Annotated in this window: 20 protein-coding genes; 8 read left to right on the forward strand and 12 right to left on the reverse strand. The window is 65.7% G+C overall.

Annotated features, from left to right (window positions below):
• Positions 1-217 precede the first annotated feature (217 nt).
• Positions 218-952 (forward strand): DUF4145 domain-containing protein, encoded by a 735-nt coding sequence (locus tag D5S08_RS09185; protein ID WP_162301948.1) that lies wholly within the window; start codon positions 218-220, stop codon positions 950-952.
• 251 nt (positions 953-1203) lie between these two features.
• On the opposite strand, the gene D5S08_RS09190 is transcribed toward D5S08_RS09185, so the two are convergent.
• From D5S08_RS09190 to D5S08_RS09200, 3 genes are all read right to left on the reverse strand, one after another.
• The gene (locus tag D5S08_RS09190; RefSeq protein WP_121117780.1) at positions 1204-2808 is read right to left on the reverse strand and encodes a DUF3987 domain-containing protein; all 1605 of its coding nucleotides are present in this window, start codon (positions 2806-2808) and stop codon (positions 1204-1206) included.
• 114 nt (positions 2809-2922) lie between these two features.
• Positions 2923-3192, reverse strand: a complete 270-nt coding sequence (locus tag D5S08_RS09195; protein WP_121117782.1) for a helix-turn-helix transcriptional regulator — start codon at positions 3190-3192, stop codon at positions 2923-2925.
• A 140-nt stretch (positions 3193-3332) separates the two neighbouring features.
• Positions 3333-3539, reverse strand: coding sequence for a hypothetical protein (locus tag D5S08_RS09200; RefSeq protein ID WP_121117784.1), 207 nt, complete (start codon positions 3537-3539; stop codon positions 3333-3335).
• 329 nt (positions 3540-3868) lie between these two features.
• Here D5S08_RS09200 and D5S08_RS09205 point away from each other — a divergent pair, with 329 nt between their 5' ends.
• A complete protein-coding gene (locus D5S08_RS09205) occupies positions 3869-4450 on the forward strand; it encodes a hypothetical protein (RefSeq protein WP_121117786.1) in 582 nt (193 codons plus the stop codon).
• 8 nt (positions 4451-4458) lie between these two features.
• On the opposite strand, the gene D5S08_RS09210 is transcribed toward D5S08_RS09205, so the two are convergent.
• The 6 genes from D5S08_RS09210 to D5S08_RS09235 all read right to left on the reverse strand — a co-directional run bounded on the left by D5S08_RS09210 (position 4459) and on the right by D5S08_RS09235 (position 10844).
• On the reverse strand, positions 4459-5784 hold the full coding sequence (locus tag D5S08_RS09210) for a tyrosine-type recombinase/integrase (RefSeq protein WP_121117788.1): 1326 nt from the start codon (positions 5782-5784) through the stop codon (positions 4459-4461).
• Positions 5785-5994: 210 nt separating this feature from the next.
• The gene (locus D5S08_RS09215; RefSeq protein ID WP_121117790.1) at positions 5995-6840 is read right to left on the reverse strand and encodes a metal ABC transporter permease; all 846 of its coding nucleotides are present in this window, start codon (positions 6838-6840) and stop codon (positions 5995-5997) included.
• On the reverse strand, positions 6840-7709 hold the full coding sequence (locus tag D5S08_RS09220) for a metal ABC transporter permease (protein ID WP_162301949.1): 870 nt from the start codon (positions 7707-7709) through the stop codon (positions 6840-6842). Before D5S08_RS09220 ends, D5S08_RS09215 begins: the two co-directional genes overlap by 1 nt.
• A complete protein-coding gene (locus D5S08_RS09225) occupies positions 7706-8554 on the reverse strand; it encodes a manganese/iron ABC transporter ATP-binding protein (RefSeq protein WP_121117792.1) in 849 nt (282 codons plus the stop codon). Before D5S08_RS09225 ends, D5S08_RS09220 begins: the two co-directional genes overlap by 4 nt.
• Positions 8554-9453 carry a metal ABC transporter substrate-binding protein gene (locus tag D5S08_RS09230; RefSeq protein ID WP_145963202.1) on the reverse strand — a complete coding sequence of 300 codons (900 nt, stop codon included), beginning with the start codon at positions 9451-9453 and terminating at the stop codon, positions 8554-8556. Before D5S08_RS09230 ends, D5S08_RS09225 begins: the two co-directional genes overlap by 1 nt.
• Positions 9454-9560: 107 nt before the next feature.
• Positions 9561-10844, reverse strand: coding sequence for a class I SAM-dependent methyltransferase (locus D5S08_RS09235; RefSeq protein ID WP_121117796.1), 1284 nt, complete (start codon positions 10842-10844; stop codon positions 9561-9563).
• A gap of 192 nt (positions 10845-11036) precedes the next feature.
• Here D5S08_RS09235 and D5S08_RS09240 point away from each other — a divergent pair, with 192 nt between their 5' ends.
• The 6 genes from D5S08_RS09240 to D5S08_RS09265 all read left to right on the forward strand — a co-directional run bounded on the left by D5S08_RS09240 (position 11037) and on the right by D5S08_RS09265 (position 16562).
• A complete protein-coding gene (locus tag D5S08_RS09240) occupies positions 11037-11699 on the forward strand; it encodes an RBBP9/YdeN family alpha/beta hydrolase (RefSeq protein WP_121117798.1) in 663 nt (220 codons plus the stop codon).
• An 83-nt stretch (positions 11700-11782) separates the two neighbouring features.
• Positions 11783-12298 carry a CinA family protein gene (locus D5S08_RS09245; RefSeq protein WP_121117800.1) on the forward strand — a complete coding sequence of 172 codons (516 nt, stop codon included), beginning with the start codon at positions 11783-11785 and terminating at the stop codon, positions 12296-12298.
• Positions 12295-14361, forward strand: coding sequence for an NAD(+) synthase (locus tag D5S08_RS09250; RefSeq protein WP_121117803.1), 2067 nt, complete (start codon positions 12295-12297; stop codon positions 14359-14361). The genes D5S08_RS09245 and D5S08_RS09250 overlap by 4 nt, the downstream gene beginning before the upstream one ends.
• 222 nt (positions 14362-14583) lie before the next feature.
• On the forward strand, positions 14584-15051 hold the full coding sequence (locus D5S08_RS09255) for a hypothetical protein (protein WP_121117805.1): 468 nt from the start codon (positions 14584-14586) through the stop codon (positions 15049-15051).
• A gap of 204 nt (positions 15052-15255) precedes the next feature.
• Positions 15256-16068, forward strand: coding sequence for a ferredoxin--NADP reductase (locus tag D5S08_RS09260; protein WP_121117807.1), 813 nt, complete (start codon positions 15256-15258; stop codon positions 16066-16068).
• A gap of 5 nt (positions 16069-16073) precedes the next feature.
• Positions 16074-16562: a hypothetical protein gene (locus tag D5S08_RS09265; protein WP_126665529.1), complete on the forward strand. Its 489-nt coding sequence runs from the start codon at positions 16074-16076 to the stop codon at positions 16560-16562.
• A 76-nt stretch (positions 16563-16638) separates the two neighbouring features.
• On the opposite strand, the gene trxA is transcribed toward D5S08_RS09265, so the two are convergent.
• From trxA to addB, 3 genes are all read right to left on the reverse strand, one after another.
• A complete protein-coding gene (trxA, locus tag D5S08_RS09270) occupies positions 16639-16959 on the reverse strand; it encodes a thioredoxin (RefSeq protein ID WP_121117811.1) in 321 nt (106 codons plus the stop codon).
• Positions 16960-17025: 66 nt separating this feature from the next.
• The gene (gene addA / locus D5S08_RS09275) at positions 17026-20502 is read right to left on the reverse strand and encodes a double-strand break repair helicase AddA (protein ID WP_121117813.1); all 3477 of its coding nucleotides are present in this window, start codon (positions 20500-20502) and stop codon (positions 17026-17028) included.
• On the reverse strand, positions 20484-23486 hold the full coding sequence (addB, locus tag D5S08_RS09280; protein WP_241557328.1) for a double-strand break repair protein AddB: 3003 nt from the start codon (positions 23484-23486) through the stop codon (positions 20484-20486). The genes addA and addB overlap by 19 nt, the downstream gene beginning before the upstream one ends.
• Positions 23487-23488 lie beyond the last annotated feature (2 nt).

The following is a 23488-nucleotide window of genomic DNA, read 5'->3' on the forward strand; positions in this document are numbered from 1 at the left end:
ACATCTACTCTCGCTGCATCGAACGTCTTACAAGACATTTGCTCGTCGGGACTGCGCGGCGATTTGCGGATGATGACCACGCACCCGCACAGCCGGCAGCAGCGCTGACAAAGCGCTAGCGGCACCAGCATGGCGGCGGGGTAGCTGCTGCGCCCTAGCCAGCGGCGCTGCCGTCTGTTGGTGGTGACGACGTCAGATGGGTTCGGTATCAGCAGCTATGGCTGACGAACCCAAGACGACACGGAAAGCGCACTGCCCGACCTGTGACGGTGAGCGGACGTGTGAGGTGCATGGCGCGATTTACAAGGCTTGGGATTGGGAGGACAAGTATCACGGTCATTCGATGAATGGCGGCGTGGATCACACGTTGCTTGAATGCCGGGGGTGCGAGACGGTGTTCTACGAGACCTCCAGCTGGAACAGCGAGGACGTGGACCCTTACTACGACGGGATGGGCGAGCCGCAGTACGAGTACGCAAAAGAGGTTCAAACCTATCCGAAGCCGGAGGCGAAGACGAAGCCTGTTTGGTTCGACGCCATGCAGAAGGTTGACGCTCAGCTGCACAACATCCTGAGTCAGATGTACGTCGCGCAGGATAACCACGCCAACATCCTGACCGCCATCGGCCTCAGGACGGCGCTGGACAGGGCAACGGAGGTGCTGGGGATTGATCCGGCGAAGTCGTTCGAGGAGAAGCTGGACGAACTGCGCGAAGGCGGTTGGATTGGTCAAACGGAGCGCGACATACTCGGTGTAGTGACCGACGCGGGCAACGCGGCCGCCCATCGGGGTTGGGAACCGGACATTCGAGAAGTGGCAGAACTGCTGTCGTCGTTGGAGGTGTTCCTGCACCGCGCATTCATCGTTGGGCAGAAGGCGTTGACCATCAAGAGCAGCATTCCCGCGCGACCTAAACGGCTCCCCGCACCGAAAGCGAACGGCTCAACTTGACCACCTTAGCCCATTTAGCATTAGTCTTCCCCCCCCTCCCCTGCATCGCCACATGCCGGGGTAAAAAGGAGCGGCAGGGAGGAGAGGCTAATAGGCTAAAAGTGTGTGTTTTGTGTATGTAACCCCTTCTGTACATTGCAGAAAACTCGTTAGCCTCGGTTCCGCTAATATCCGCTAGTTTAGCGCTCGGTCTGCTCAGGCAGCGGGCTAGACGGGCTAACGCAAGCGGCGACGTTAGCCCGCCGGTGTGGTCAAGTTAGGTCGGCGTCCAGCACCGCGTAAATCTTGCCCTTTGTCGTGAGCCCAAGTTCGTTGAGGATGGCGGGACCGAGAACGCTCATCCTCCCATTGTCGATTGCCGTCCGAATGGCGAGGTCGAGCGCCGTCTTGTGACCTCGCGGATATTTCTCGAACGCTGCAAGCCGCTGCGTCTTCTGGGACAAGTAGCTGTGAGGCACCAACCCGCGTTGGCGGATGCTGTCCCACTTGCGGGCGGAGGGTGGAACGTCACCCTCGCGCATCATCAGATATTCGCGGCATAGCTGGACCAGCCTCCGTTCGCGCCCGTCGTCAGACCCCTCGCCAACATCCCCGTTCTCAATGCGCTTGCTAAATACGGCAATGTCGTGGCGCACGAGACTGATCGCCCAATCTGCGTGGCCGTCACTAACGGTCGGGAACAGGGGGTGGTCACCAACGGCCAGCAGCGCGGACATTCGGAGGGCTTTGAGGTGCGCTCGGTTCCACATCTGTCGGCGCCCCTCATCGTCAGGTGCGCGAATAATAGCGGCATCGCACTCCGTCTCAAACGCGTCCAGCATCGCCTTTGCGGTTGGCGCGAATGACACAGGTTGGAACTGCTTGCGATCTCGCAGCAGGTGAGCGTGGCTCATCAGACCAACGAGGTGATCTACTACCGCGCCACTGGGCACCTGCGTTGGGAACAGGTTCTTAGCGGGTCGGTCGCCGGTGTATTCAATGACGTTGAACCGGGACATGAAGCCGTCCTCCATCATCCCGCGTGTGATGGACTCGAAGAACGGGCCGGGGGTCGTTTCGCCAATGAGGCTGAACGCCACTCCTTCCATGCTCATCACGTTATTTTCTTGATTGCTGTACGCAATCCCGCCCGCGATGTTGTTCTGGCCTGACTTGGAGTAGAGATTGGTGAGTTGCTTGCGCAGAGAGCGCATCGCATTGTCTTTATCTTCCGCCATCTGCCGGAACTTGTGGCCAAGTTCACCAGCCACGTTGACTGAACATGGAAAGTTAATGAGGTGCTTTACCAATGCGGGTCCAGAGGCAAAGTCCTCATAGATAACAAACTCGCGGGCACGATTGTACTTCTTGTTGGCTGCTGCGACGAGATGCGCGATGCCAGAATGCATCGCTTCCTTCCCAATGGCAGAGCGAGCGACCAGCACCATGTAGATGTTCAGTCCCGATTGCGGGATATTCCACTCGCGCCCGCAGATACCTGCGAGCAGTCCCAGGGCACCGACAATCGCCACTTCCGGCACCGGGCGAGGAGCCGCCCCGTAGATGAACTGTGCCAATGCGCCAGAAAAGCCGGGGGGTGGAGCCAGACCGCTTGATGTGGGCGGCTGCGCCGGGGCTACAGCGCTGGAGCTTGGTGCGTCGCCCCCCTGCTCTCCAACAGCGACCGTCGGCCCTTGCAGCCGAGCGCGCCGCTTCTGGGCGGCCCGCACCTCGCGGACCGCTTCGCGCGGGTCCACGCCGATCTCGTTGGCGCATTGCTCGATATACCAGTCCTGCTCATCGCCGTCGAAGTCGGCAGCTTGCAGGAACGCAGTCTCAGCTTGCGGACTTTCAGGCCCGTTCGGTACAGTGGTCATTGTTAGGTGAACCTTCGATATGAGCGGCGGGATGGTGGTGCGTCCTGCCGCTTTTCGTGATTGGTCTTGCGATGGTCTTGCCGCGCCATGCTGACGCGCAAACTAGACCGCATTTCACGCGGATACGTCGGCAGACCGCCTTACGTTTGGTTTGGCGTTCGCCCGCGCTGCCGGGCTGTAGGCGCTGGTGCTGGCGAACTTCCGCTCCGCGATCCATGCCGCAACGTCCGCCGGGTCGTACCCGACGCCCGAACGGGCGGACTCCCCATATTTCACGAAGGCAGGGCCACGCCCCTTATGGCGCCAGAACTTCAACGTGTTGGGCGTGATGCCGAGCAGCGCAGCGGCCTCCGTATTGGAGAGCAGCGTTTGGCTGATGGTCATGGCGTGAACTCCCCGCCATTGCCCTGGCGTCATTGGGAGTTTCGGCATCTGCCGGGTGATTAAAGTATGCCCCACGAGACTTTGGATAGTGCCACGGTAGGTATTAGTTAGCACAAGCTCGCGGGGCAGTGTTTGATATTTTACTCGTCGCCGTAAAAACTTTCTGTGATACCAACCTCAAGATTTACACGCACGCTGTGCATAACAACCGAAGTTAGATCATCGATCGACATTCTGTCTCTACCGGATTTTTCCAACCAGCTTTCAATCTCGTTCTGCGCCGTATCTAGAATCACCCAAATGTCATCTTGGGTGAACAACAAGACTTGCTTGAGCTGGGAAATCATTCTGAACACTCCTTGAGTGCCCATCCGCCATTTTCAAACAGGCAGGCGGACAAGCGATTTGCTGTCAACGCCAGCCTGCCATGCAGACTATTATGCCAGTCCAACCGACCTTTCGGACGGCACCGCATCACGCTTGGACTGAACGGCAATATCTCGTTAGCCGCCCCCGCCGCTGCTGACAAGATCATGCAGATTTCTCGACAGCGCGCCGGCGTGGGGCTCGGCAGGCAGCGCGCCGCCACTGCACCGGCACCGCACCACCGTCAGCGCTGTGGGGCGCGGTACACGGCCGCGCCTGACAACGAGCCGCCAGTCAGATAAGGTGAAGCATGAATCAACCTCCTGATCCCGACGAACAGGCACGACGAGACGAGTTCGACAAGCACTACAAAAAGTTCTTTGAGCTGATCGGGCATTGCGTGACGCTCTACCAGTCTGTTGAAGACTATTTGGACGACGTGTTCAGCGCGGCACTTGGCGGAAACGTAGATCGGGCGGCCGCCCTGTTTGCTGTGGCTCGAGGTCTTGAAGCCAAGCTAAACATCATCTCAGCCGCGTTAATCGGGCGAGAAGATGATCTTGCCAAGCACTGGCCCAGTTTGCTGGTCCGCGTGGCCAGCGCGGCGAAGGCTAGGAACGAGATTGCTCACGCGAGTCCGCTTGTGCGGGGCGGCAGGATCGACCTCGTTCTAGACCGCGAAAAGATGCAGGTGGTGTGTGTTGGACGACCTGAGAAAGATCGTATGGAACTGCGGAAGCGCACAAAGGCAGGGGAGACAACCCGAGTTCTAGATGATCTTTTCGAGGAGTATCACCGCACGGGAAAGCTATTCGACAACCTGATCGGCTACGTGAAGCTGCTCAAAGGCGAGGTGGCCCCAACTCACCTTTTGGAAGGGCTAGAGGGCTGACTGCTGGATCAAGCCCGCAGCGGCACGACGTTCTCGCCCTTTGCCTGCGCCGCCGCCACGGTGCCCTGCCCCTCGATCCAATCACCGATCTGCTGCACCTCGGGGTACAGCCAGTCCAGGTGCGCTAGATCGAGATAGTTGCGGGCAGTCACGTCCTCTTGCGCTGGCTTGTGGCCGGTGAGCATATCGGTGCGGAATTTTTCAATGCGGCATTCGCGCATGGCGATGTTCGTGAAGGTGCGGCGCAGGTCGTGGAGCGACAGGTGCTTGCCCGCTACCTCGCTGACCGTCTCCATTGCAGCGCGGGCGTCCATGATGCGGCCCGACTTGCCCCACGAGGGGAATACGAACGGCGACTCCGTGCCATCTTCCAGCTTCTGCCGCGGGCGCAGCTTGAGCAATGCGACCGCCTGCGTGTTCAGCGGAAGCCAGATGGGATCGCCGCGCTTGCGGTCGTCCAGGTGCCACCAGCACTTGGCCGAGTCATCCTCAATGTGGACGTTTGACCACGTGAGCGCAGCCGCTTCGTCGCGCCGTGCGCCGGTCAGCAGCAGGAAGATCGTCAGGTCTATGCCCGCGAGCGCATCCCGGCTGCGTGGGCTGGCGCGCTCGTCCATCAGCCTGTTCCAGACCGCGCCGACCTTCCCCTTGTCGATGTACCGCTCGGTGCGGGTGCCCAGCTTGGCCCAGTGGCGTTTGAGCGCGGCGACGGGGTTGTGGTCAAACATGGCAGACCCGTCCGAGCGCCGGTATTCATCCATGGCATAGTTGAACAGGATGCGCAGGGTGACGAAGGCGGCGTTGGCGCTCGCGGGTGCAGCCTTCTTGCCACCTTTCTTCCCTTCCAGACCGCGCTCCACCATTTCGCGGTGACGCTGCTGCACCATATCGCGGGTGATGCTTGCGATGGGCTTGCTGACCCAGTCTGCGAACACCCTTTCGACCTGGCGCCGGTACTCCGCCGCCGTGCTGTCCTTTAGCTTGCCGGGGCGGGTCACGTAGGCATCCAGCACGGCTTGCAGCGTCACGCTCAGCGCCTTCTGCTGCTTGGCTACCTCTCGCGGGTCGATGCCTTGCTCGAATTGGTGCCGGTACTCGTCCGCTTTCCGACGCGCCTCGTCCACCGTCCACGCGCCGTAGCTTCCGATGGTAATACGAACGTCCGTCATGGTGCCGTCGACCCGGCCTTGCGTGATGAACTTCGACAGACCCTTGGGCGTAACCCGCAGGCCGAACCCCTTTGTGTCGGTGTCCCAATACAGCGCGTCAGTCTTGCCTGAGTGCGGCTTGGCAACCCGGTCAATGTTGGTCTTGGTGAGCTTCAGCTGTGGCACGGTAAGCACCCCTCGTAAGTCTGTCGTAAGTAGCTGGGACTTACCTACGCTAACCCACGCCTTACGTCCACGAGGCAAATACCGCGTTTTTCTGCCGTTTATTCTACTTATGAGTACCTGTGCAAACCCCTGCTAACCTCGCTCAGGCCAAACTCTTAATCAGCGGGTCCTTGGTTCGAGCCCAAGTGCGTCCACCACCCCTCCTCAGATTTACCGCTCTTCCGGCGCTTGACCTTCGTAGGCGCGCGCCGTGACAATCGGATTTGACCGGAACAACGCGGCGATGAAGATCAGCGTCAGGATCAGCACGATTGTCGGTGCCGGCGCGCTGTCCAGGAAGAAGCTGAGATAGACGCCCAGCAGACTGGCGACGGTGGCGGTAAGAACGGCCACGGCCAGCATCCGTTCGAACCGCTTCGTCAGCAGGAAGGCGATCGCGCCCGGCGCGATCAGCAGTGCGACGGCCAGGATGATGCCGGTCGCCCGCAAGGCGCCGATCACCACCAGCGTCAGCACGCATAGCAGCCCGTAATGCAGCAGCCGGACCGGCAGGCCGATTGCGCGCGCCTGTTGCGGGTCGAAGGCGTGCAGCAGCAGGTCGCGCCATTTCAGCAGCAGCAAGCCGCCCGCCACCAGCGCGATGATGGCGGTTTCGATGATCTCGCCCTCGCTTACCCCCAGCATGTCGCCGAACAGGATGTGATCCAGGTGCACATTCGTCGGCACCTTGGTGAACAGCACTATACCCAGCGCGAACATGCCGGAGAACACCACGCCCAGCAGCGTGTCCTCCTTCACCCTGCAATGATCCTTCAGCGCGCCGGTCGCCAAAGCGCAGCCCAGGCCGGCGACGAAAGCGCCGATGATCAGCGGCAGGCCGGCGATGTAGGCCAGCACGATCCCGGGCAGCACGGCATGGCTGACCGCGTCGCCCATCAACGACCAGCCTTTCAGCACCACGAAGCAGGAAAGGGTCGCCGCCGGTACCGCGATCAGCACCCCGATCAGGAAGGCTTGCTGCATGAACGGGAAGGCGAAGGGTGCGAGAAGGTCCATCACTGTCGTGCAACCATGATGGGTGGCCTCGCCCGCTGTCTTGCCGCCAGCACGCCGTGCTTGGGCGCAAACACGAAGGCAAGCAGGAACACCACGGTCTGCAGCAGCACGATCACTCCGCCGGTCGCCCCATCCACGAAATAGCTGAGATAGGCGCCGACGAAGCTCGTGCATGTGCCGATCGCGGTGCTGATCGCGATCAGTCGCGGGAAGTGATCGGTCAGCAGATAGGCCGTCGCCCCCGGCGTCACCACCAGCGCGATCACCAGAAGAGCCCCGACGGTCTGCAACGCGGCAACGGTGCAGGCAGCCAGCAGGGCAAAGAACAGGACCTTCAGGTACGTCGGATTGAGGCCCACGGCACGGGCATGATTCTCGTCAAAGAAGGCGACCATCAAATCCTTCCACTTCGCCAGCAGGATGGCCAGCGACACGCCGGCGATGATCGCCAACTGCACCGTGTCGGCCGCGGTCACCGCCAGGATGTTGCCCAGCACGATGGTCTGCACGTTGACGGAAGTGGGCGAGATCGACACCATGAACAGGCCCAGCCCGAAAAAGGAGGTGAAGATCAGCCCTATGATCGCATCCTCCCGCAGCCGGGTGCGCCGGTTCAGCAGCAGCATGGCCGCCGCCGCCAACCCGCCCGACAGGAAGGCCCCGAAGGCAAAGGGCAGGCCCAGCATGTAGGCGCCTGCGACGCCCGGCACGATCGAATGGGACAGCGCGTCCCCGATGAGCGACCAGCCCTTCAGCATCAGATAGGCGGACAGGAAAGCGCAGACGGCGCCGACCAGTGCACTGACCCACATGGCGTTGACCATGTAGCCATAGCCGAACGGCTCGGCCAGCAACGTGACCAGGCTCATGCCCCGCCCGCGCTCTCGCCGTTCCGACCGTGCAGGATGAAGGGGTGCTCGTCATCGAACAGCAGGGTGGTGGTGCCCTGCCCCTCGGCATTGGGCAAAGCGTGGCGGCGTAGGCCGCCGCCGAAGGTCCGGCGCAGATTGTCTTCGGTGAACACCTCCGCAGTCGGTCCGGCTGCCAGCACTGTCCGGTCCAGCAGCACGGTGCGATCGCAGAACAGCGGCACGCTGCCCAGATTGTGCGTGGAAACCAGCATCACCCGGCCTTCGTCCCGCAGGGTGCGCAGCAAGGCGATGATCGATTCTTCGGTGGTCACGTCTACCCCGGTGAACGGCTCGTCCAGCAGGATGACGCGACCATCCTGCGCCAGCGCACGGGCCAGGAACACGCGCTTCTTCTGCCCGCCGGACAGTTCCCCGATCTGCCGGTCGGCGAAGGCGGTCATGTTCACCCGCTCCAGCGCGTCTGCGACGGCGGCCCGGTCGGCTGCCCGCGGGCGGCGCAGCCAGCCCATGCGGCCATAGCGCCCCATCATCACCACGTCCCTGACCAGGACCGGGAAGTTCCAGTCGACATCCTCGCTCTGGGGCACATAGGCGACGAGCTGTTCGCGCAATGCCTGCCGCACAGGGCGGCCCAGAACGGAGACGCTGCCGCCACGCACAGGGACAAAGCCCATGATCGCCTTGAACAGGGTGGACTTGCCGCTGCCGTTGATGCCGACCAGCGCGGTGATCGTGCCTGTCGGGATTGCAAAGGAGGCATCCGACAGCGCCGTATGGCCGTTCCGGTACGTGACCGTCGCTTGCCGGACGTCCAGGCCGGATCCGGCTTCGGCGCCGTCCATCAGGCGAGACCTTCCGCGATACGCTCGGTAGTGACGCGCAGCAGGTCCAGGTAAGTCGGAACCGCGCCGCCTGCTTCGCTGAGCGAATCTACGAACAGCACCCCGCCGTAGCGCGCGCCAGTTTCGCGCGCGACCTGCTGCGCTGGATCGGGGGAGATCGTGCTTTCGCTGAACACCGCCGGGATGCGATGTTGCCGCACCTGGTCGATCACGCTGCGTACCTGCTGGGGCGTGCCCTGCTGATCGGCGTTGATGGGCCAGAGATACAGTTCCCGCAGGCCGAAATCGCGCGCGAGATAGCTGAAGGCGCCTTCGCTGGTCACCAGCCATCGTCGCTGTGGCGGAATGGCCGCCAGCCGTTCGCGGATCGGCGCCACGGTCTGCTCGATCTGCTGCTTGTAAGCGGTGGCGTTGCGGGCGTAAATTGCGGCGCTTGCCGGGTCATGCTCGGCCAAGGCTGCCGCGATGTTCTCGACATAGACCAGCGCTGCCGCTGGGGACATCCAGGCATGCGGATTGGGCCGTCCGCTATACGGACCAGAGCCGACGCCGATCGGATCGACTCCATCCGACACCACGGCGGATGGTACATCGCCCATATTGTTCAGGAAGCGCTCGAACCACAGCTCCAGCCCCAGGCCGTTCCACAGGATCAGGTCAGCGCCACGCGCCCGGACCATGTCGCCCGGCGTGGGCTGGTAATTATGAATTTCGGAACCGGGTTTGGTGATCGATTCCACCCTGGCGGCATCGCCTGCAACGTTGCGGGCCATGTCGGCGATGATGGTGAAGGTGGTTACGACCGTGAAGCCGGCCTGCTGCTCGCTGGCGCACCCGGCGAGAGCCCCCAATGCCAAGGCCCCCGCACCCAGCCGCAACGCATCACGTCGGCTTGTCATGTGCATTGTTCGCAAGTGCCCACCTCCTTAGCCATGGCTATATAGTAGTGACGACGCTGCGTGCGAAGGGTGCTTCGGCGAATTACGGAATGTTGCCGTCGTTGGCTTCAGCTGCTGGCGAGACTTGCCGACAGCGACAGCATGCGAGCTGTCGGCAGCTCGCCGGTCAGGGCAAAGGCAACCGGGCCCTCCTCCCAATAGGCGACGGAACGATCGTTGCGCCGGTCGAGCAGCGGCAGCCGCTCCGCCGGGGTTTCCGCCCGGGTGGTGAACAGCGCGACGGTTTCCGCCTTGTCCGTCTGCAGCACCATGGCGATCGCCATGCCGCTCTTCGCCGGATAGACCTGCACGTCCAGCACCCGCCAGTCGGCAGGAATGACGGGCAGGCTCAGCCCGGTGGCGCGGCTCAGTTCGGTGCGGTCCAGCAAGGTGCTTTCCGGTTGCGAAAGCATCGCCTGCCGGGTCAGGCTGGCGCGATAAGACGCCTCGGCCTCGTCCACGAAGGTTGCCGCCTGCACCGGCGGTGCCACGCTTTCGGCCGCATCGTGCAGCAGCCATCCGCCCACCAGCAGCGCCGCGGCGAACGCCACGCGCCGCGTGCCGGCGACCATGGCGATCTCTCGCCGCGGCAGAGGTATCACGTCCGCGCTCTTGCGACCCGCGAGCGTGCCCGCCGTGCTGCCGCCCACCCGTTCGAAGCGCATGTTGGGCCAGCGCCGGCGCCAGCGCCGCGCCACGACCCGCTCCCCCGGGCGGGCCGCATCGTCCAGCAGCACCATGCCGCCGGGCCGCAGCCGGCCGAACAGCTGGTCCGCCGCGCCGCGCACGAAGGGATGCACGGTCCACGGCGGCCCGTCGATGATCAGGAGGTCGATCGAATCCGGCACATCGTGCAGATCGTACCAGCTGCCCGGCCAGTCGCCGCTCGCCGCCGGCCGCAGGGGTGCATGGCGCAGGCTGGCGGTGACGCCCTCCTCCTCCAGCCAGCGCTGTGTGGCGTTCACGAAGCCACCATGCTGATCGTAACTGACCAGCCGTCCGCCGCCATTCAGCTCCAGCGCCCGCGCAGCCACCAGGCTGGACGCGCCGCAACCCAGCTCCACGACCATGGCAGGACGCAACAGTTCGATCGCGTCCACGATCCGGTGCAGGAAGCCGGTGTCGGCCTTCCAGCTGCCCAGATGCGGCAACGCGTCTTCTTCCAGCCCGATACGCGACAGCAGGTGGCGCTTGCTGGCGCGGGTGCCACCCCACAGGCTGAAAGCCAGGAACGGCCAGCCGATCGCGCCGTAGAACAGCCGGTGCAGCCGGTCACTGCCATGCACGCCCGGCACGTCTTCTCCCGGGACGGGAGCAAGGGACAGCAGGCTGGTCAATTGGCGCGAGGTCATCACCGTTCCTTTGCTGCAAGCCGGCCGGCTTGCCAATGCTGTTCGCTGCCAACCGGATCAACAAATCGCTTCGGCTCACGCCAGATGCGGCCCGCCGCCAAGCTATTCTCTACTTACCTGGTTGAGTTATGATCCAGCTGTCGAACCACACGAGTCGGACGGCTGCGCAACTGACCTTGCAGGAGAGCAGACATGGCCCACTACCTCGATCTCGCCCCCAACCGGCTGACGGAAGATCCGCTGATCCTGATCGTGCCGGGCATCAACAATTCCAACTCTCGACACTGGCAGTCGCGCTGGGAACGGCAGCGGGACGATTGCGCCCGTGTGGACCTCGGCATGTGGGACGACCCCCATCGCAACACCTGGGTAAACAAGTTGAACCTCGCCATTCACCGGGCCGAGCGGCCGGTTGTGCTGGTCGCGCACAGCCTGGGTTGCCTCGCGGTCGCGTGGTGGGCCGAATATGAGCAGCCCAGTCGCGGCAATCCGGTCGTCTCGGCACTGCTGGTGGCGCCGCCCGATGTCGACCGTCCCGGCACCGATCTGCGCCTCGCCCGCTTCGGTGCCTGCCCGCGCGCGACGCTGCCCTTCCCGTCCTTCCTGGTGGCGAGCGACAATGACGATTATTGCCAGCTGCGTACCGCGCGGATGCTGGCGCAAGACTGGGGTTCGCGATTCGTGTCCGCTGGCAGGATCGGGCACATCAACGCAGAGTCCGGCCTGGGTGACTGGACTTTCGGTCGTGAATTGCTGGGCCGGCTGCTTCGCGAACACCGCGACACTCAGGACAGGCTGGCCGGCCCGGCTCGCCGAAGCGCGGCGCGGCATGCCCGGCTTGCCGCAAATCCCTGATGTGCCATCGGGAACGCAGCGCTTTCGACACGTGTTAGTCCTCTCACCCGGGAAGCTGCGATGGCCGGGTGAGGAAAGAACAAATGACCGAGACGCTCGACCCCGCCCTCCCGGACGACATCGTGGAAGCCGTCGAGAAGGTGCTGGATGCCGCCTGCGACCGCGATCTGATGCTGGCGACCGCGGAAAGCTGCACGGGCGGCCTGCTGGCGGCGCTGCTGACGGATGTGCCCGGCCGCAGCCATGCCTTCGAACGTGGCTTCGTAGTCTATTCCAAGCAGGCCAAGTGCGACCTTCTGGCGATCGAACGCAAGCGCGTCGACAGTTGCGGCGCGGTCAGTCGGGAGATCGCGCTCGACATGGCCACCGGCGCATTGGCGGCATCCCGGGCCGATATCGCGGTGTCGGTAACCGGCTATGCCGGCCCGCCCGGCAAGGACGAGGATGGTGAGGAAGGGCTTGTCCATTTCGGCTGCGCCCGCAAGGGTGGAGAGGCCTTCCACCGGGAGGAGCGCTTCGGCGCGATCGGGCGGGACGGGGTGCGTATCGCCGCACTCAGGACCGCGCTGGACATGTTGGCGGAGGCTTTGAGCCAGTGAGCGCAGATCACCCATTCTACGACCGGCACACTCACGGTTTCGTGCGCGTGGCGACCTCTACCCCTGCGGTGCGCACGGCCGACGTCATCTTCAACCGTGATGCCATCCTGACAGAAGCCCGCCGGGCGCACGATTGCGGCGTGGACCTGCTGGTCTATCCCGAACTTTCCCTATCCTCCTACTCGCTGGACGATCTGGTGATGCAGGATGCGCTGCTGGACGCGGTCGAGCAGTCCGTGGCCATGCTAGTGGAGGCGAGTGCCAGCTTGGCGCCCGTGCTGCTGGTCGGTGCACCGTTGCGACATCGTGGCCGCCTGTACAATTGCGCTCTGGCGATTGCCGACGGGCGATTGCTGGGCGTCGTGCCGAAGAGCTACCTGCCCAATTACCGCGAGTTCTACGAGAAGCGGTGGTTCGCCCATGGCCGCGACATCCGCGGCGGCATGTCCATCCGGGTCGCCGGAGAGGATGTCCCGTTCGGCTGCGACCTGCTGTTCGCCTCCGCCCGGCTGCCCGGCTTCATGTTCCATGCGGAGATCTGCGAGGACGTCTGGGCGCCCATCCCGCCCTCCAGCTACGGCGCGCTCGCCGGGGCGACCATCTTGGCCAACCTGTCCGCCAGCAACATCGTGATCGGCAAGGCTGACGAACGCCATCTGCTGTGCCGTGCGCACTCCTCGCGCACGGCCAGCGCCTATGTCTATTCGGCCGCCGGCCATGGGGAAAGCACGACCGATCTCGCCTGGGATGGTCAGGGCATGATCTACGAACTGGGCGACCTGCTGGCCGAAAGCGCCCGCTTCGAACGCAGCCCCGAATTGTGCATCGCCGATGTCGATACGCAGCGTATCCTGGGCGACCGACTGCGATTGCAGACGTTCAACGACAATGCGGAGGAAGCCGGCCGGCCGGAGGATCACTTCACCACCATCACCTTCGACCACCAGCCCGCCGCTGCCCCGGCCGATGCAGCGCTGATCCGGCCGATCCGGCGTTTCCCCTTCGTGCCCAACCGTCCACAGAAGCTGGACGATGATTGTTTCGAGGCGTTCAACATCCAGGTCGATGGCCTGATGCGTCGCTTTGAGTCTACTCGTGGCGAAAGCATGGTGATCGGCGTGTCGGGCGGGCTCGATTCCACCCATGCGCTGATCGTTGCCGCCAAGGTGTGCGACCGCCTGGGCCTGCCGCGCACCACCATCCGCGGTTTCACCATGCCGGGCTTCGGCACCTCCGCCGGTACGAAGTCCAATGCATGGAAGCTGATGGATGCGCTGGGCATCCAGTCGGAGGAGATCGACATCCGACCAGCCGCAGAACGGATGCTGGCCGATATCGGCCATCCCTATTCGCGGGGCGAGAAGATCTATGACGTGACCTTCGAGAATGTGCAGGCGGGCCTGCGCACCGATTACCTGTTCCGCCTGGCAGGGCAGCATCGCGGCTTCGTGATCGGCACGGGAGACCTCAGTGAACTGGCGCTTGGCTGGTGCACATATGGCGTGGGCGACCAGATGAGCCATTATGCAGTCAATGCCGGCGTGCCCAAGACGCTGATGCAATATCTGATCCGCTGGGCCACCCGGACCAACCAGTTCGACGAGGCGACCGATACTGTGCTGGAAGCGATCCTGGGACAGGAAATCAGCCCCGAACTGATCCCGCAAGGGGAGGATGAGGAGTTGCAGAGCACGGAGGGCACTGTCGGCCCTTACGAGCTGAACGACTTCTTCCTGCATCACATCATGCGCTTCGGGCAGCGGCCGTCCAAGGTTGCCTTCCTGGCCTGGCACGCATGGCGCGATGTGACGGGCGGCATGTGGCCGCCCGAGTTCCCGGAACACGGCCGCAACCAGTACGAACTTGCCACGATCCGGCACTGGCTGGAGAAGTTCGTGCACCGCTTCTTTGCGACGACCCAGTTCAAGCGCAGCGCCATTCCCAACGGTCCGAAGGTCAGCTCTGGCGGGGCGCTCAGCCCACGGGGCGACTGGCGGGCGCCGTCCGATGCCAGCTCGGCGGTGTGGCTGGCGGAGTTGAAGGCGATGTTGCCACCGGAGTGATGCTTCCATCCTGCGAATAAATTGCAAAAGGCAGCTTGACCAAGCCTCGCCAGAGCTGCAGTTTGCCTGCAATTCAGTTGCAATAGCGGAGATGCAGGATGGAGTTGCTGTTCAGCCATCACCTGGCATGCGGATGTTCGCAATGGCCGGCGCGGTCCGGCGCCACAGCCCTGGAGGTCCGCCCTCCATGCGCCGTATTGGCGCAGTCACTGCGATATCGGGATGGAAGGTTCCACCCCGGAACGGTGCGCGCCGATGTATGAATTCGTCGACCGCCCGCTTGCGCGGCAGGATCGCGGGGTCCAGCTGTTCGTCTGGGCGATGCGCCAATGGGCGACTGCGGCGATCGACGGGCGGTGCGTCTGCCGGCTGGTGGATTGCGCCTTCCGCTCCGCCGACCTGCGCGGGGCAACCGAGCCGCTCCATCAAGGGATGCGGGCGCTATGCCACCATGGCCGCACCCCCATGCGCTTCGGCGCAGTCGAGCGCACATCTGTGACGGAGCACGAGGCGATCCTGCTTTCCGCCCTAGTCGCGGCGGATCACGGCCGCGACCAGGCGGTGGATGCAATCTGCGAAGCGCTGGTCGACCTGTCGGCCGCGCCTGCCCTGGCCGCCAGTCTCAAGGCGTTGGCCGGCGCCTTTGCCGACGCCAGGCTCGGCTTTGCCGCAGCCGATTGCCCGCGCTGATACAAGGTCTGCGCCGCTGCAGTGTCGAAAGGGAAGCGATACTGCCAGAAGGATTGTGCATGTGCAGCCCGCTCCCCACCTAGCCGGTGCCTTGCGCCAGTCTGCATTGCGGCTATTTGCGCGGGACCTGCTATGCGCAGCGCCGGAAGATCGGGCCGGCGGACGGTCGCAGGGCCGTGGCGGCGCGAATGATATGGGGAATACATGAACGATCTGGTTAGCAATGGCATGGTGCTGGAGCCTACCGCAGCGCTGAGCGTGGAGACGGTCACCTGGGTCCAGCACTGGACGGACGGGCTGTTCAGCTTCCGCCTGACCCGCGACGCAAGCTTCCGCTTCCGTTCGGGCGAATTCGTGATGATCGGCCTGCCATCCGACAAGAAGCCGCTGCTGCGCGCCTATTCTGTTGCCAGCGCTTCCTATGACGAGGAGCTGGAGTTCCTGTCCATCGCGGTGCAGGAAGGTCCGCTGACCTCCCGCCTGCAGCATATCCAGCCGGGCGACCAGGTCTATGTCGGCAAGAAGCCGACCGGCACGCTGGTGACCGACGCGCTGAAGCCGGGCAAGCGGCTGTTCATGCTGTCCACCGGCACGGGTCTGGCCCCCTTCCTAAGCCTGGCGCGCGACCCGGACGTGTACGACATGTTCGAGGAAATCGTGGTCGTCCACTCCGTGCGCAAGGTCGGCGATCTGGCCTATCGCGAGTTCCTGGAAAGCAAGCTGGCGGGCGACCCGCTCGTGGAGGACGAGGCCGCACGCCAGTTCCATTACGTGCCGACCGTCACGCGCGAGGAGTTCCACACGACCGGCCGCATTGATGCGCTGATCGATGATGGCACCCTGTTCAAGGGTCTGTCCGGCCCGGCCACCTTCGATCCGGAGAGCGACCGGATCATGCTGTGCGGCTCCATGGCAATGATCAAGGATCTGGCCGCCAAGCTGGAAACCTTCGGCCTGGTGGAAGGCGCGAACAACAAGCCTGGCGATTACGTGATCGAGCGGGCCTTCGTGGGATAATATGCATGTATGTCTGCGCCATTGCTGACGGGGGATCGGGCTGCGGGGAGCAGGCGTTGCTGGCGCTGTTCCGGCAGTGGGACCGGCACCGTCAGGATGGCGCGAACCCGCTGCCGGCGATGGCGAGGCAGGCGGCGGAGCATGGCCGGCAGGCTGGTCTGGCAGCAGATGCCAGCGCCCAGCTGGCGGTCGCCTGCGACAGCTTCTTCGCGTTGACGGAGGCGTCTCTCGCTCGCGCGCTGCAGGCCGGCAGCGATGATGGGCCACCTTCCGCAGACGAGTGCGCCCTGCTCGCTACCCTACGGCAGGTGCCGGTCTTGCAGGCGGTCGGGCCCAATCCGGTGCTGCCACATGGTTTGCCCGGTGCGTTGCAATGGGCCGGTTTTGCCGTCCTGCGCTGGCTGGATCTGGGCGAGGAAGATCAGGTGGAGATTTCGCCTGCGGACGGCTGTCCGTATTCTGCTGGATCAGCTGGGCATCCGGCTGGCGGCTGAGCGACGGCTAACACCATGACCAATTCGCGGATCTGAAAAGGGGAGCCATCGGCTCCCCCCGATCAGTCCTCCAGGATCAGATCTCGCTTTCGATCCAGCTTTTCAGCTGGCTCTTGGGCGCGGCGCCCAGCTTCTGGGCGATCGGCTCGCCATTCTTGAACAGCACCATCAGCGGGATCGACTGCACGCCCATGCGGCCGGCGACCTCCGGATTGTCCATGATGTCCATCTTGGCAATGGTCACGCGGCCGTCCAGCTCCTCGCTGATCTCCTCCAGCGCGGGGGCGATCATCTTGCACGGTCCGCACCAATCGGCCCAGAAATCCACCAGCACCGGCACATCGGAATCGAGGACGTCGGTCTGGAAGCTGGTGTCGGTAACGGTCTTGGTGGCCATGAATTGATGCTCCTGTCTATCGTTGGGACGTGATGTAAGCGTGACGCGCCCGCAGGCAAGCGGCCATCAGGCCAAGCTTTCCTTCGTGTCCCGCAATGTGCCCGCGGGGGCGGCCGCCAGCGGGTAGAGCGCGGGCACCTGCGTGTAGAGCACCGCCGCTTCCACCCGGCGATCCGGGTAGATCTCGCTGAGCGCCGCGAGATAGGCGGCCATCTGCCGCCGGGTCGCGGCGGGGATCGCATCAACGCTGGCCGGCGGACGGCGTGCTGTCTTGAAGTCGGCCACCAGCACTCGTTCCGGCGTCACCAGCAGGCGATCGGCGGTGCCGGCGATCACCTGCCCGTCGACCGTCGCCGCCAGCGGCACCTCCGCCAGCGCGTCCGGCCCAAACAGCTCCGCCCAGGCGGGTTCGGCCAGCACAGCAAGCGTGGTCGCCAGCATCTCGCGCCGCATGTCCTGCGGCAGGTCGGCCGCGTGGCGGGCCAGCCATGCAGAGCCCTGCTCTTCCCGTACTGCCACCGGCACGGCGGGCAGACGTTCCAGAAGGCGGTGGATCAGCACGCCCCGGCGGGCGGCGAAGCTGGGCTCACCCGGTGCCAGCGGCGGGTCGGAGCCCTCTTCGCTGCCGGCAGCGGATGGCGCCAGCGGGCGCGGCGGACGCGGCTCCTCGCCGACGGCGCGCACCGCCCATTGCGGAGGCACGAAGGGGATCGGCAGCTCGGCCTGTCGGCGCTGCAGGCTGCGCGGGATTTCGGGCGGATCGCCCCATTCGCGCCGGCCGCCCCACACCGGATCGTCAATCTCGGTACCAAACATCAAGGGCGACAGGCGGGCATACCAGCTATCTTCGGCGGGTTCGGTCTCCCGCTTGCCCAGCGCGCCGCCGATGAACAGCGCCTCCTCCGCCCGCGTCATCGCGACATAGAGCAGCCGCCAGTGCTCCTCCCGCTCTTCTGCTTTCGCCCGCGCCTCGGCCGCGGCGATGCGGCCGACCTTCAGTTCCCGAGGTGGATCGGGCAGCGGGATGACCCGCGCAGAACCGGGCACCTCCTCCGGCAGCACCAGGTCACGCATCGGGCTGGCATCGGGGTTGCCGGTGGAGTCCGCCAGGATCACGATCGGCGCCTGCAGGCCCTTGGACCCATGCACCGTCATCACCCGCACCAGCCCGCCCGCGCCGGCCTGGTCGCGCTTCAGCTCTCCCTCCCCGGCATCGAACCAGCGCAGGAAGGCGGTCAGCCCCGGCACCTGCGTGGCGGAGAAAGCGAGCGCCGCATTCAGCAGCTCGTCGATCGGGTCATTCGCCTCCCGTCCCAGACGGGCCACCAGCCGGGCCCGGCCCTGCCATGGACCGAGCAACAGCCAGTGGAGCACCGCATGGGGCGGCTCGAAATCCGCGCGCGCCAGCAGTGCATCCAGCTGCACGCGCAGGGCTAGCACTTCCGGATGGTCGGACCGGCGCAGGTGATCCCACAGCGGCGCCTTGCTGTCCCCGCGCCAGCCATGCTGCAGCAGCTGCTCCTGGCTCCAGCCCACCAGCGGGCTGACCAGCAGGCACGCCAGGCTGAGATCGTCCAGCGGCTGCGTGGCGAAGCGCAAAGCCGCCAGCAGGTCCTTCACCGCCAGCGGCGCGCCCAGCCGCAGCCGATCCACGCCCGCCACCGGCACGCCCGCGGCATGCAGCCGCGCGACAATCAGCCCCGCCAGTTCACGCCGCTTGCGCACCAGCACCATGAAATCGCCCGGCCCCGCCATTCGCGGAGTGCCCTTCACCAGCGGATAGGTGCCGATCATCGCCTTGATCTGCGCGGCGATCCGGTCGGCCATGCGGCGTTCGGGGGCGGAGAGCCAGCCTTCGCCGCCCTCTCCTTCCTCGTCGGGCTCCTCGTCTTCGCCGGGCTGGGCGACGACCGGCCGCCACATCGTGACCATGCCGGCGCGCTCGTCCCCCACATGCGGGGTCGTCGGCCGATCAAGCCCCATGCTCCCGTGCCCGATCAGGCCAATGGCGGCATCCACGAAGTCCAGCACCGGCTGCGCCGTGCGGTACGAGCGGCCAAGGCCCAGCTCCACCAGTTCGCGCGCGTCGATCCGTTCGGGCAGCAGGCGGACATTGTCGACCCGGTCCAGCATCGCCTGCGCGAAACGGTTCTTCGCATCTCTGAAATTTTCGGGGCTGGTCCCCTGAAAGCGAAAGATCGCCTGCTTGTAGTCGCCGACGACAAAGATGGTGCGCAGCTTGTTGTCGTGCTGGCCCTGACCTGCGAAGAAATCCTCTGTCAGCGCGCCAATGATCGACCACTGGCTGCTGTTGGTGTCCTGCGCCTCGTCCACCAGGATATGATCGAACCGGCGATCCAGCTTGTAGCGGATCCATTCGCCCATGCCCGGCACCGTCAGCAGCGCGGCGGCGCGGCGGATGAGGTCGTCGAACTCGATCAGCCCCTCACGCGTCTTGGCCGCATCCCATGCCAGCGCGAAGCGGCGGCCGAGCGACAGGGCCGGCACCAGCATGTCCGCAAGCTGCAGCAGTGCGGCCCGCTCCTGCACCCGCACGATGCTTTCCAGCACGCGGGCCGCCGTGCCCTCGTAATTGGCGTCGAGCTTCTCCAGCGATTTCAGGGAGCGCGGCTTGCCCTCTTTCGTGAACAGTGCGCTTTTCAGCGCCTCGAAACTCTCTGCCCGTGCCGCACCGTCGCTGCCCTGCCACAGCGCGATCGCGTCGACGCATTTCAGCCCGGTGGCCGTCCCCCAGCTGCGATTGACCTCCAGGCAGCGCTGCAGGGCAACGCAGTCGAACAGCCCGTCGGCGCATAATTCGTGCAGGCTTTCCGGCCCCGCGCCCACCGGCAGGCCCAGCGCCGGCTCGATCCGCGGGCGCAGCGGCTCCTGCCACGCTCCAGGCCCCCACCACAGGTCGCGCGCGGCGGCGCAGCGCATCAGCCAGCCGCGCGCCTTGTCCGGCCCCAGCCGCAAGGACAAAGCCTCAAGTGCGGCGACCGGCTCGCCATCGCCGGTGCTCTGCCACTGGCCGAGCAGATCGGCCAGCACCTGCCGGCCGAGCAGGTCGCGGTCGCGATCCTCCATCGGCTGCGTGCCCGGCGCCATCTCCGCCTCCTCGGGGAAGGCACCCAGCAGCCATTGGGAAAAGGCATGGATCGTGTCGATCCGCAGACCTCCGCCCGGCGTGTCCAGCACTGCTGCGAAGCGGGTGCGGGCGCGATCACGCGTGGCATCGTCCGTCGGTGCGCCGATCGCCAGCAGGTCGGTGAACAGCACCGTCTCTTCCAGCCGCACCCAGCGCGCGAGCACGGCATTGACCCGTTCCGCCATCTCGGCCGCTCCGGCCTTGGTGAAGGTGAGGCACAGGATCTGTTCCGGCGACACATCGGGCTGCAGCAGCAGCCGAAGCACCCGGGCGGACAGCACCTGCGTCTTGCCGGTGCCGGCGCTGGCACTCAGCCATACGCTGTCCGCCGGATTGACCGCGCGCGCCTGCTCGCCACGCAGGGGATGGACCTTGCTCACAGTTCCCCCATCCATTCATCCAGGCGCATCAGCTGGTCATAGGTGGCATAGCCCGGCGCATCGGGATTGAGGCGCGCGGTGAAGGCTTCCTCGCCCAGGATCCAGCGGCTGAGCGCATCGTGCAGATAGCGTTCCGCCTCCGGCAGGAAGTCAGCCGGTGGAATGCCGCTGCGCTTCGATCCGACCAGCAACGGCGTGACCACCGCGCCAAAGCCGGTCTCGCTGCTTTTCGCCTTGGCCAGCGTCCAGTATTCGAAGGCGGTCGGCTCTCCCTCCAGTTCCGGAAAGCCGCCAGCCCGCGCCATCAGGCCCAGCGTGCCCAGCTGTAGGGCATAGCCGGCCTCGACCTCCGCACCGCTTGGCGTCCGGCCCGTCTTGTAGTCGATGATGGCCAGTTCGCCTCCGGGTAGCCGGTCGATCCGGTCGACCTTGCCGAAGATGGTGACGCCGCGCACCACCATCTCGCCCCACTCTTCGAACAGGGCAGGCGCACGTTCCGGATGGCGGGCGATCTCCGCCGCTGCCCATTCCAGCGCCTTCAGCAGGCGCGGGCGCCACAGCGCCAGCATCAGCGGGTGCTGGCCGAACTTCGCCAGCTCCTCCTCCGCCACATCGGGCAGCGGCCGGCCGGATCGGTGCCAGGCCTCCAGGATGGCGTGCGCCGCGGTGCCGCGCCATGCGGCATCCGGCTCGGCATCCAGTGGCTGCAGTTCCTTCAGCCGCAGGATGGAGGAAGCGTAGAACTGGTACGGATCGGACCGGAGCCGATCCAGCGCAGTGACGCTGATCCGCACCTGCCGCTGTTCGGGCGACGGGCTGGGCTGCGGGCGGGGGTGCGGTGGTTCGTAGCCGGTCTGGTCCAGCAGTCGCGCCAGTTCCGGGATGCGCAGTTCCTGATGCCGGGGCAGCAGGTCCTCCCCCAGCAGCGCCTGGACGCGCAGCCAGAAACGGCTGGCGATCGCCGGACCGCCGGCATCGCGCTCCGCCCGGCTCAGCACCACCTCGGGCGCGCCCAGCGCCCCGGCCAGATCATGCGCAGCAAGGCCGATGCGGAAATCCGCGCCGGGCACGCCCAACGCCCGCAGCACGGCGGGGGCAAGCAGCGGGTCGGTGCTGGGCGTGGCAGGCCAGACTCCTTCGTTCAGCCCGCCGCAGATGACCAGATCGGCGCGGACCATGCGCGATTCCAGCAGGCCGTAGATGGTGACCCGCGGGTGCCCGCCATAGGATGGCCGCACCGCCACCCGCTCCATCGCCTCGCGCAGCACGGCCGGCAGCTCCGCCACGTCCAGCATCGTGCCGACCGCACCGGCGTGCAGGCGCAGATCCTCCACAAACTCGGCCAGCGCCCGGCCATCCTCCCGCGCCCACAATGCTTCGCCGGCCAGCACCTCCCCTGCCGTGACCAGCCCGTCGAGCAGGTCCGCCAGCGGAGCCGTACCTGTCTGTACCACGGGCGTCAGCGTTGGCGCGAGCGCGTCCCACCAGCGATCCAGTCGCGCCGCCTGAGCGACGGAGCCGATCGCCTCCAGCCCGGGCGCACGACGCGGACCGCGCAGCGCCAGATCCAGGCGTCGCACGTGGTCCAGCCAGCGGGCGCGCGTCACCGGATCGTCGGCCTGCATCAGCGGATGTTGTAGCAGTCCGATCAGCGGCACGGGCGCGGCGCCCTCCGCCCCCAATTGCGCCAGCAGCAGGAACAGCCGGCCGGCGGCGGTCTGCGGCAAGGGGCGCCCAGCCGAATCGTCCGCCTGGATGTTCCATCGGCGCAGATGATCCACCACCCGCCCGGCCAGTCCGCGATCGGGCGTGACCACTGCCACGCGCCGCGCCGGCACCTCCAGCGCCTCTCGCACCAGCAGGGCGATGGCCTGCGCCTCCTCCTCCGGGTGAGCGGTCTGCATCAGCCGCACGCCGGACATGCGGCGCTTTTCCGGCGGCAGGTCTATCCAGCCTCTGCTGGCAGACGGCGGCAGGAACAGGCTGCTGAGCGCCTGGCTGCGGGCCGGCGGCGCGGCGCCGAGGCCGGCGCGATGCCAGGCCTGCACCTCCTCCCGCCCTACGCCCATGCGGTTGAGCAGCACCTTGAGGTGATATTGCGGGTGCGTGACCGCGTCGCCATGCGCCAGCGGCGGCACTGCATCGGGCGCTCCGGCGTGACCCAGTTCGTCCCACACATGCTCCGGCAAGGCGAGATCGAAGTCGGGTAGCACCACCCCGCCCTGCGGCAGTTCGCTAACGACCCGCAGCAGGCGCGCCAGTGCGGGCGCTGCGCTGGTCACACCGGCCGCGATGATCGGGGTGGCCGGCGGATCGCGTCGCCAGCTCTGCGCGGCGTGGCGGAACAGCAGGTTGCGGCGGGTGGCGGCGTCAACCTGCCCGCGCTCCTCCAGTTCGAAGCGCCACATCTGCTGGACGCGTGCGAACAGCGCCAGGCTCTTGCGCCAGTGCTCTGCCAGGTCGCCCAGCGTATCCAGCACCAGGTCGCCGAGCAGGTCCTCCGGCGCGATCTCTTCCACCAGCAGGCGGTCCATGGTGCGCGCGGTCTCGTGCGCCAGTCGCAGCAGCGCCGCGCCGGGCAAGCCCGGCCGTTCGCCCGCAATCAGTTCGGCGAGGCGCAGCCAGCGATAGGTCGGGTCGGCAGCGGGCGGGATGTCCGCACCCGCAGCCAGCGGGTCCAGCACGGGGCCGAGCGCCTCGTCCAGATCCAGATCGCCGACAACCACCATGCGTGGTAGCAGCAGGCCGGCCCGGCGCTGCCCGTCAGCCGCCTTTCGCCCGCCATGCTCGCCGAAATGCCGGATGAACGCCTCCGTCACGGTGCGGATGGCGCGGGTGCTGGGCAGCAGCAGGGTCAGCCGGGCGAGGCCCAGCTCCGTATCGGAGTATCGCGGCACCAGCCCGGCGACCAGGGCATCGGCGAAGCCACGATGGGCGGTGATCGCGTGGACGCGCGGCGCGCCGCGGCTGAGCCCCCCGCCTATGCTCTCCTGGCTCAAGG

Origin of the sequence: Croceibacterium ferulae (assembly GCF_003660445.1) — a bacterium.
Classification (GTDB): domain Bacteria; phylum Pseudomonadota; class Alphaproteobacteria; order Sphingomonadales; family Sphingomonadaceae; genus Croceibacterium; species Croceibacterium ferulae.

What these genes read in the sequence shown, in the direction of transcription:
- D5S08_RS09230 (WP_145963202.1), bottom strand. Translation starts at nt 9,453, where the DNA reads ATGACAAGCCGACGTGATGCGTTGCGGCTGGGTGCGGGGGCCTTGGCA.
- D5S08_RS09265 (WP_126665529.1), top strand. Translation starts at nt 16,074, where the DNA reads ATGTATGTCTGCGCCATTGCTGACGGGGGATCGGGCTGCGGGGAGCAG.
- D5S08_RS09195 (WP_121117782.1), bottom strand. Translation starts at nt 3,192, where the DNA reads ATGACCATCAGCCAAACGCTGCTCTCCAATACGGAGGCCGCTGCGCTG.
- D5S08_RS09190 (WP_121117780.1), bottom strand. Translation starts at nt 2,808, where the DNA reads ATGACCACTGTACCGAACGGGCCTGAAAGTCCGCAAGCTGAGACTGCG.
- D5S08_RS09235 (WP_121117796.1), bottom strand. Translation starts at nt 10,844, where the DNA reads ATGACCTCGCGCCAATTGACCAGCCTGCTGTCCCTTGCTCCCGTCCCG.
- D5S08_RS09185 (WP_162301948.1), top strand. Translation starts at nt 218, where the DNA reads ATGGCTGACGAACCCAAGACGACACGGAAAGCGCACTGCCCGACCTGT.
- D5S08_RS09205 (WP_121117786.1), top strand. Translation starts at nt 3,869, where the DNA reads ATGAATCAACCTCCTGATCCCGACGAACAGGCACGACGAGACGAGTTC.
- D5S08_RS09240 (WP_121117798.1), top strand. Translation starts at nt 11,037, where the DNA reads ATGGCCCACTACCTCGATCTCGCCCCCAACCGGCTGACGGAAGATCCG.
- D5S08_RS09215 (WP_121117790.1), bottom strand. Translation starts at nt 6,840, where the DNA reads ATGGACCTTCTCGCACCCTTCGCCTTCCCGTTCATGCAGCAAGCCTTC.
- D5S08_RS09220 (WP_162301949.1), bottom strand. Translation starts at nt 7,709, where the DNA reads ATGAGCCTGGTCACGTTGCTGGCCGAGCCGTTCGGCTATGGCTACATG.
- trxA (WP_121117811.1), bottom strand. Translation starts at nt 16,959, where the DNA reads ATGGCCACCAAGACCGTTACCGACACCAGCTTCCAGACCGACGTCCTC.
- addA (WP_121117813.1), bottom strand. Translation starts at nt 20,502, where the DNA reads ATGGATGGGGGAACTGTGAGCAAGGTCCATCCCCTGCGTGGCGAGCAG.
- D5S08_RS09260 (WP_121117807.1), top strand. Translation starts at nt 15,256, where the DNA reads ATGAACGATCTGGTTAGCAATGGCATGGTGCTGGAGCCTACCGCAGCG.
- D5S08_RS09255 (WP_121117805.1), top strand. Translation starts at nt 14,584, where the DNA reads ATGGAAGGTTCCACCCCGGAACGGTGCGCGCCGATGTATGAATTCGTC.
- D5S08_RS09245 (WP_121117800.1), top strand. Translation starts at nt 11,783, where the DNA reads ATGACCGAGACGCTCGACCCCGCCCTCCCGGACGACATCGTGGAAGCC.
- D5S08_RS09200 (WP_121117784.1), bottom strand. Translation starts at nt 3,539, where the DNA reads ATGATTTCCCAGCTCAAGCAAGTCTTGTTGTTCACCCAAGATGACATT.
- D5S08_RS09225 (WP_121117792.1), bottom strand. Translation starts at nt 8,554, where the DNA reads ATGGACGGCGCCGAAGCCGGATCCGGCCTGGACGTCCGGCAAGCGACG.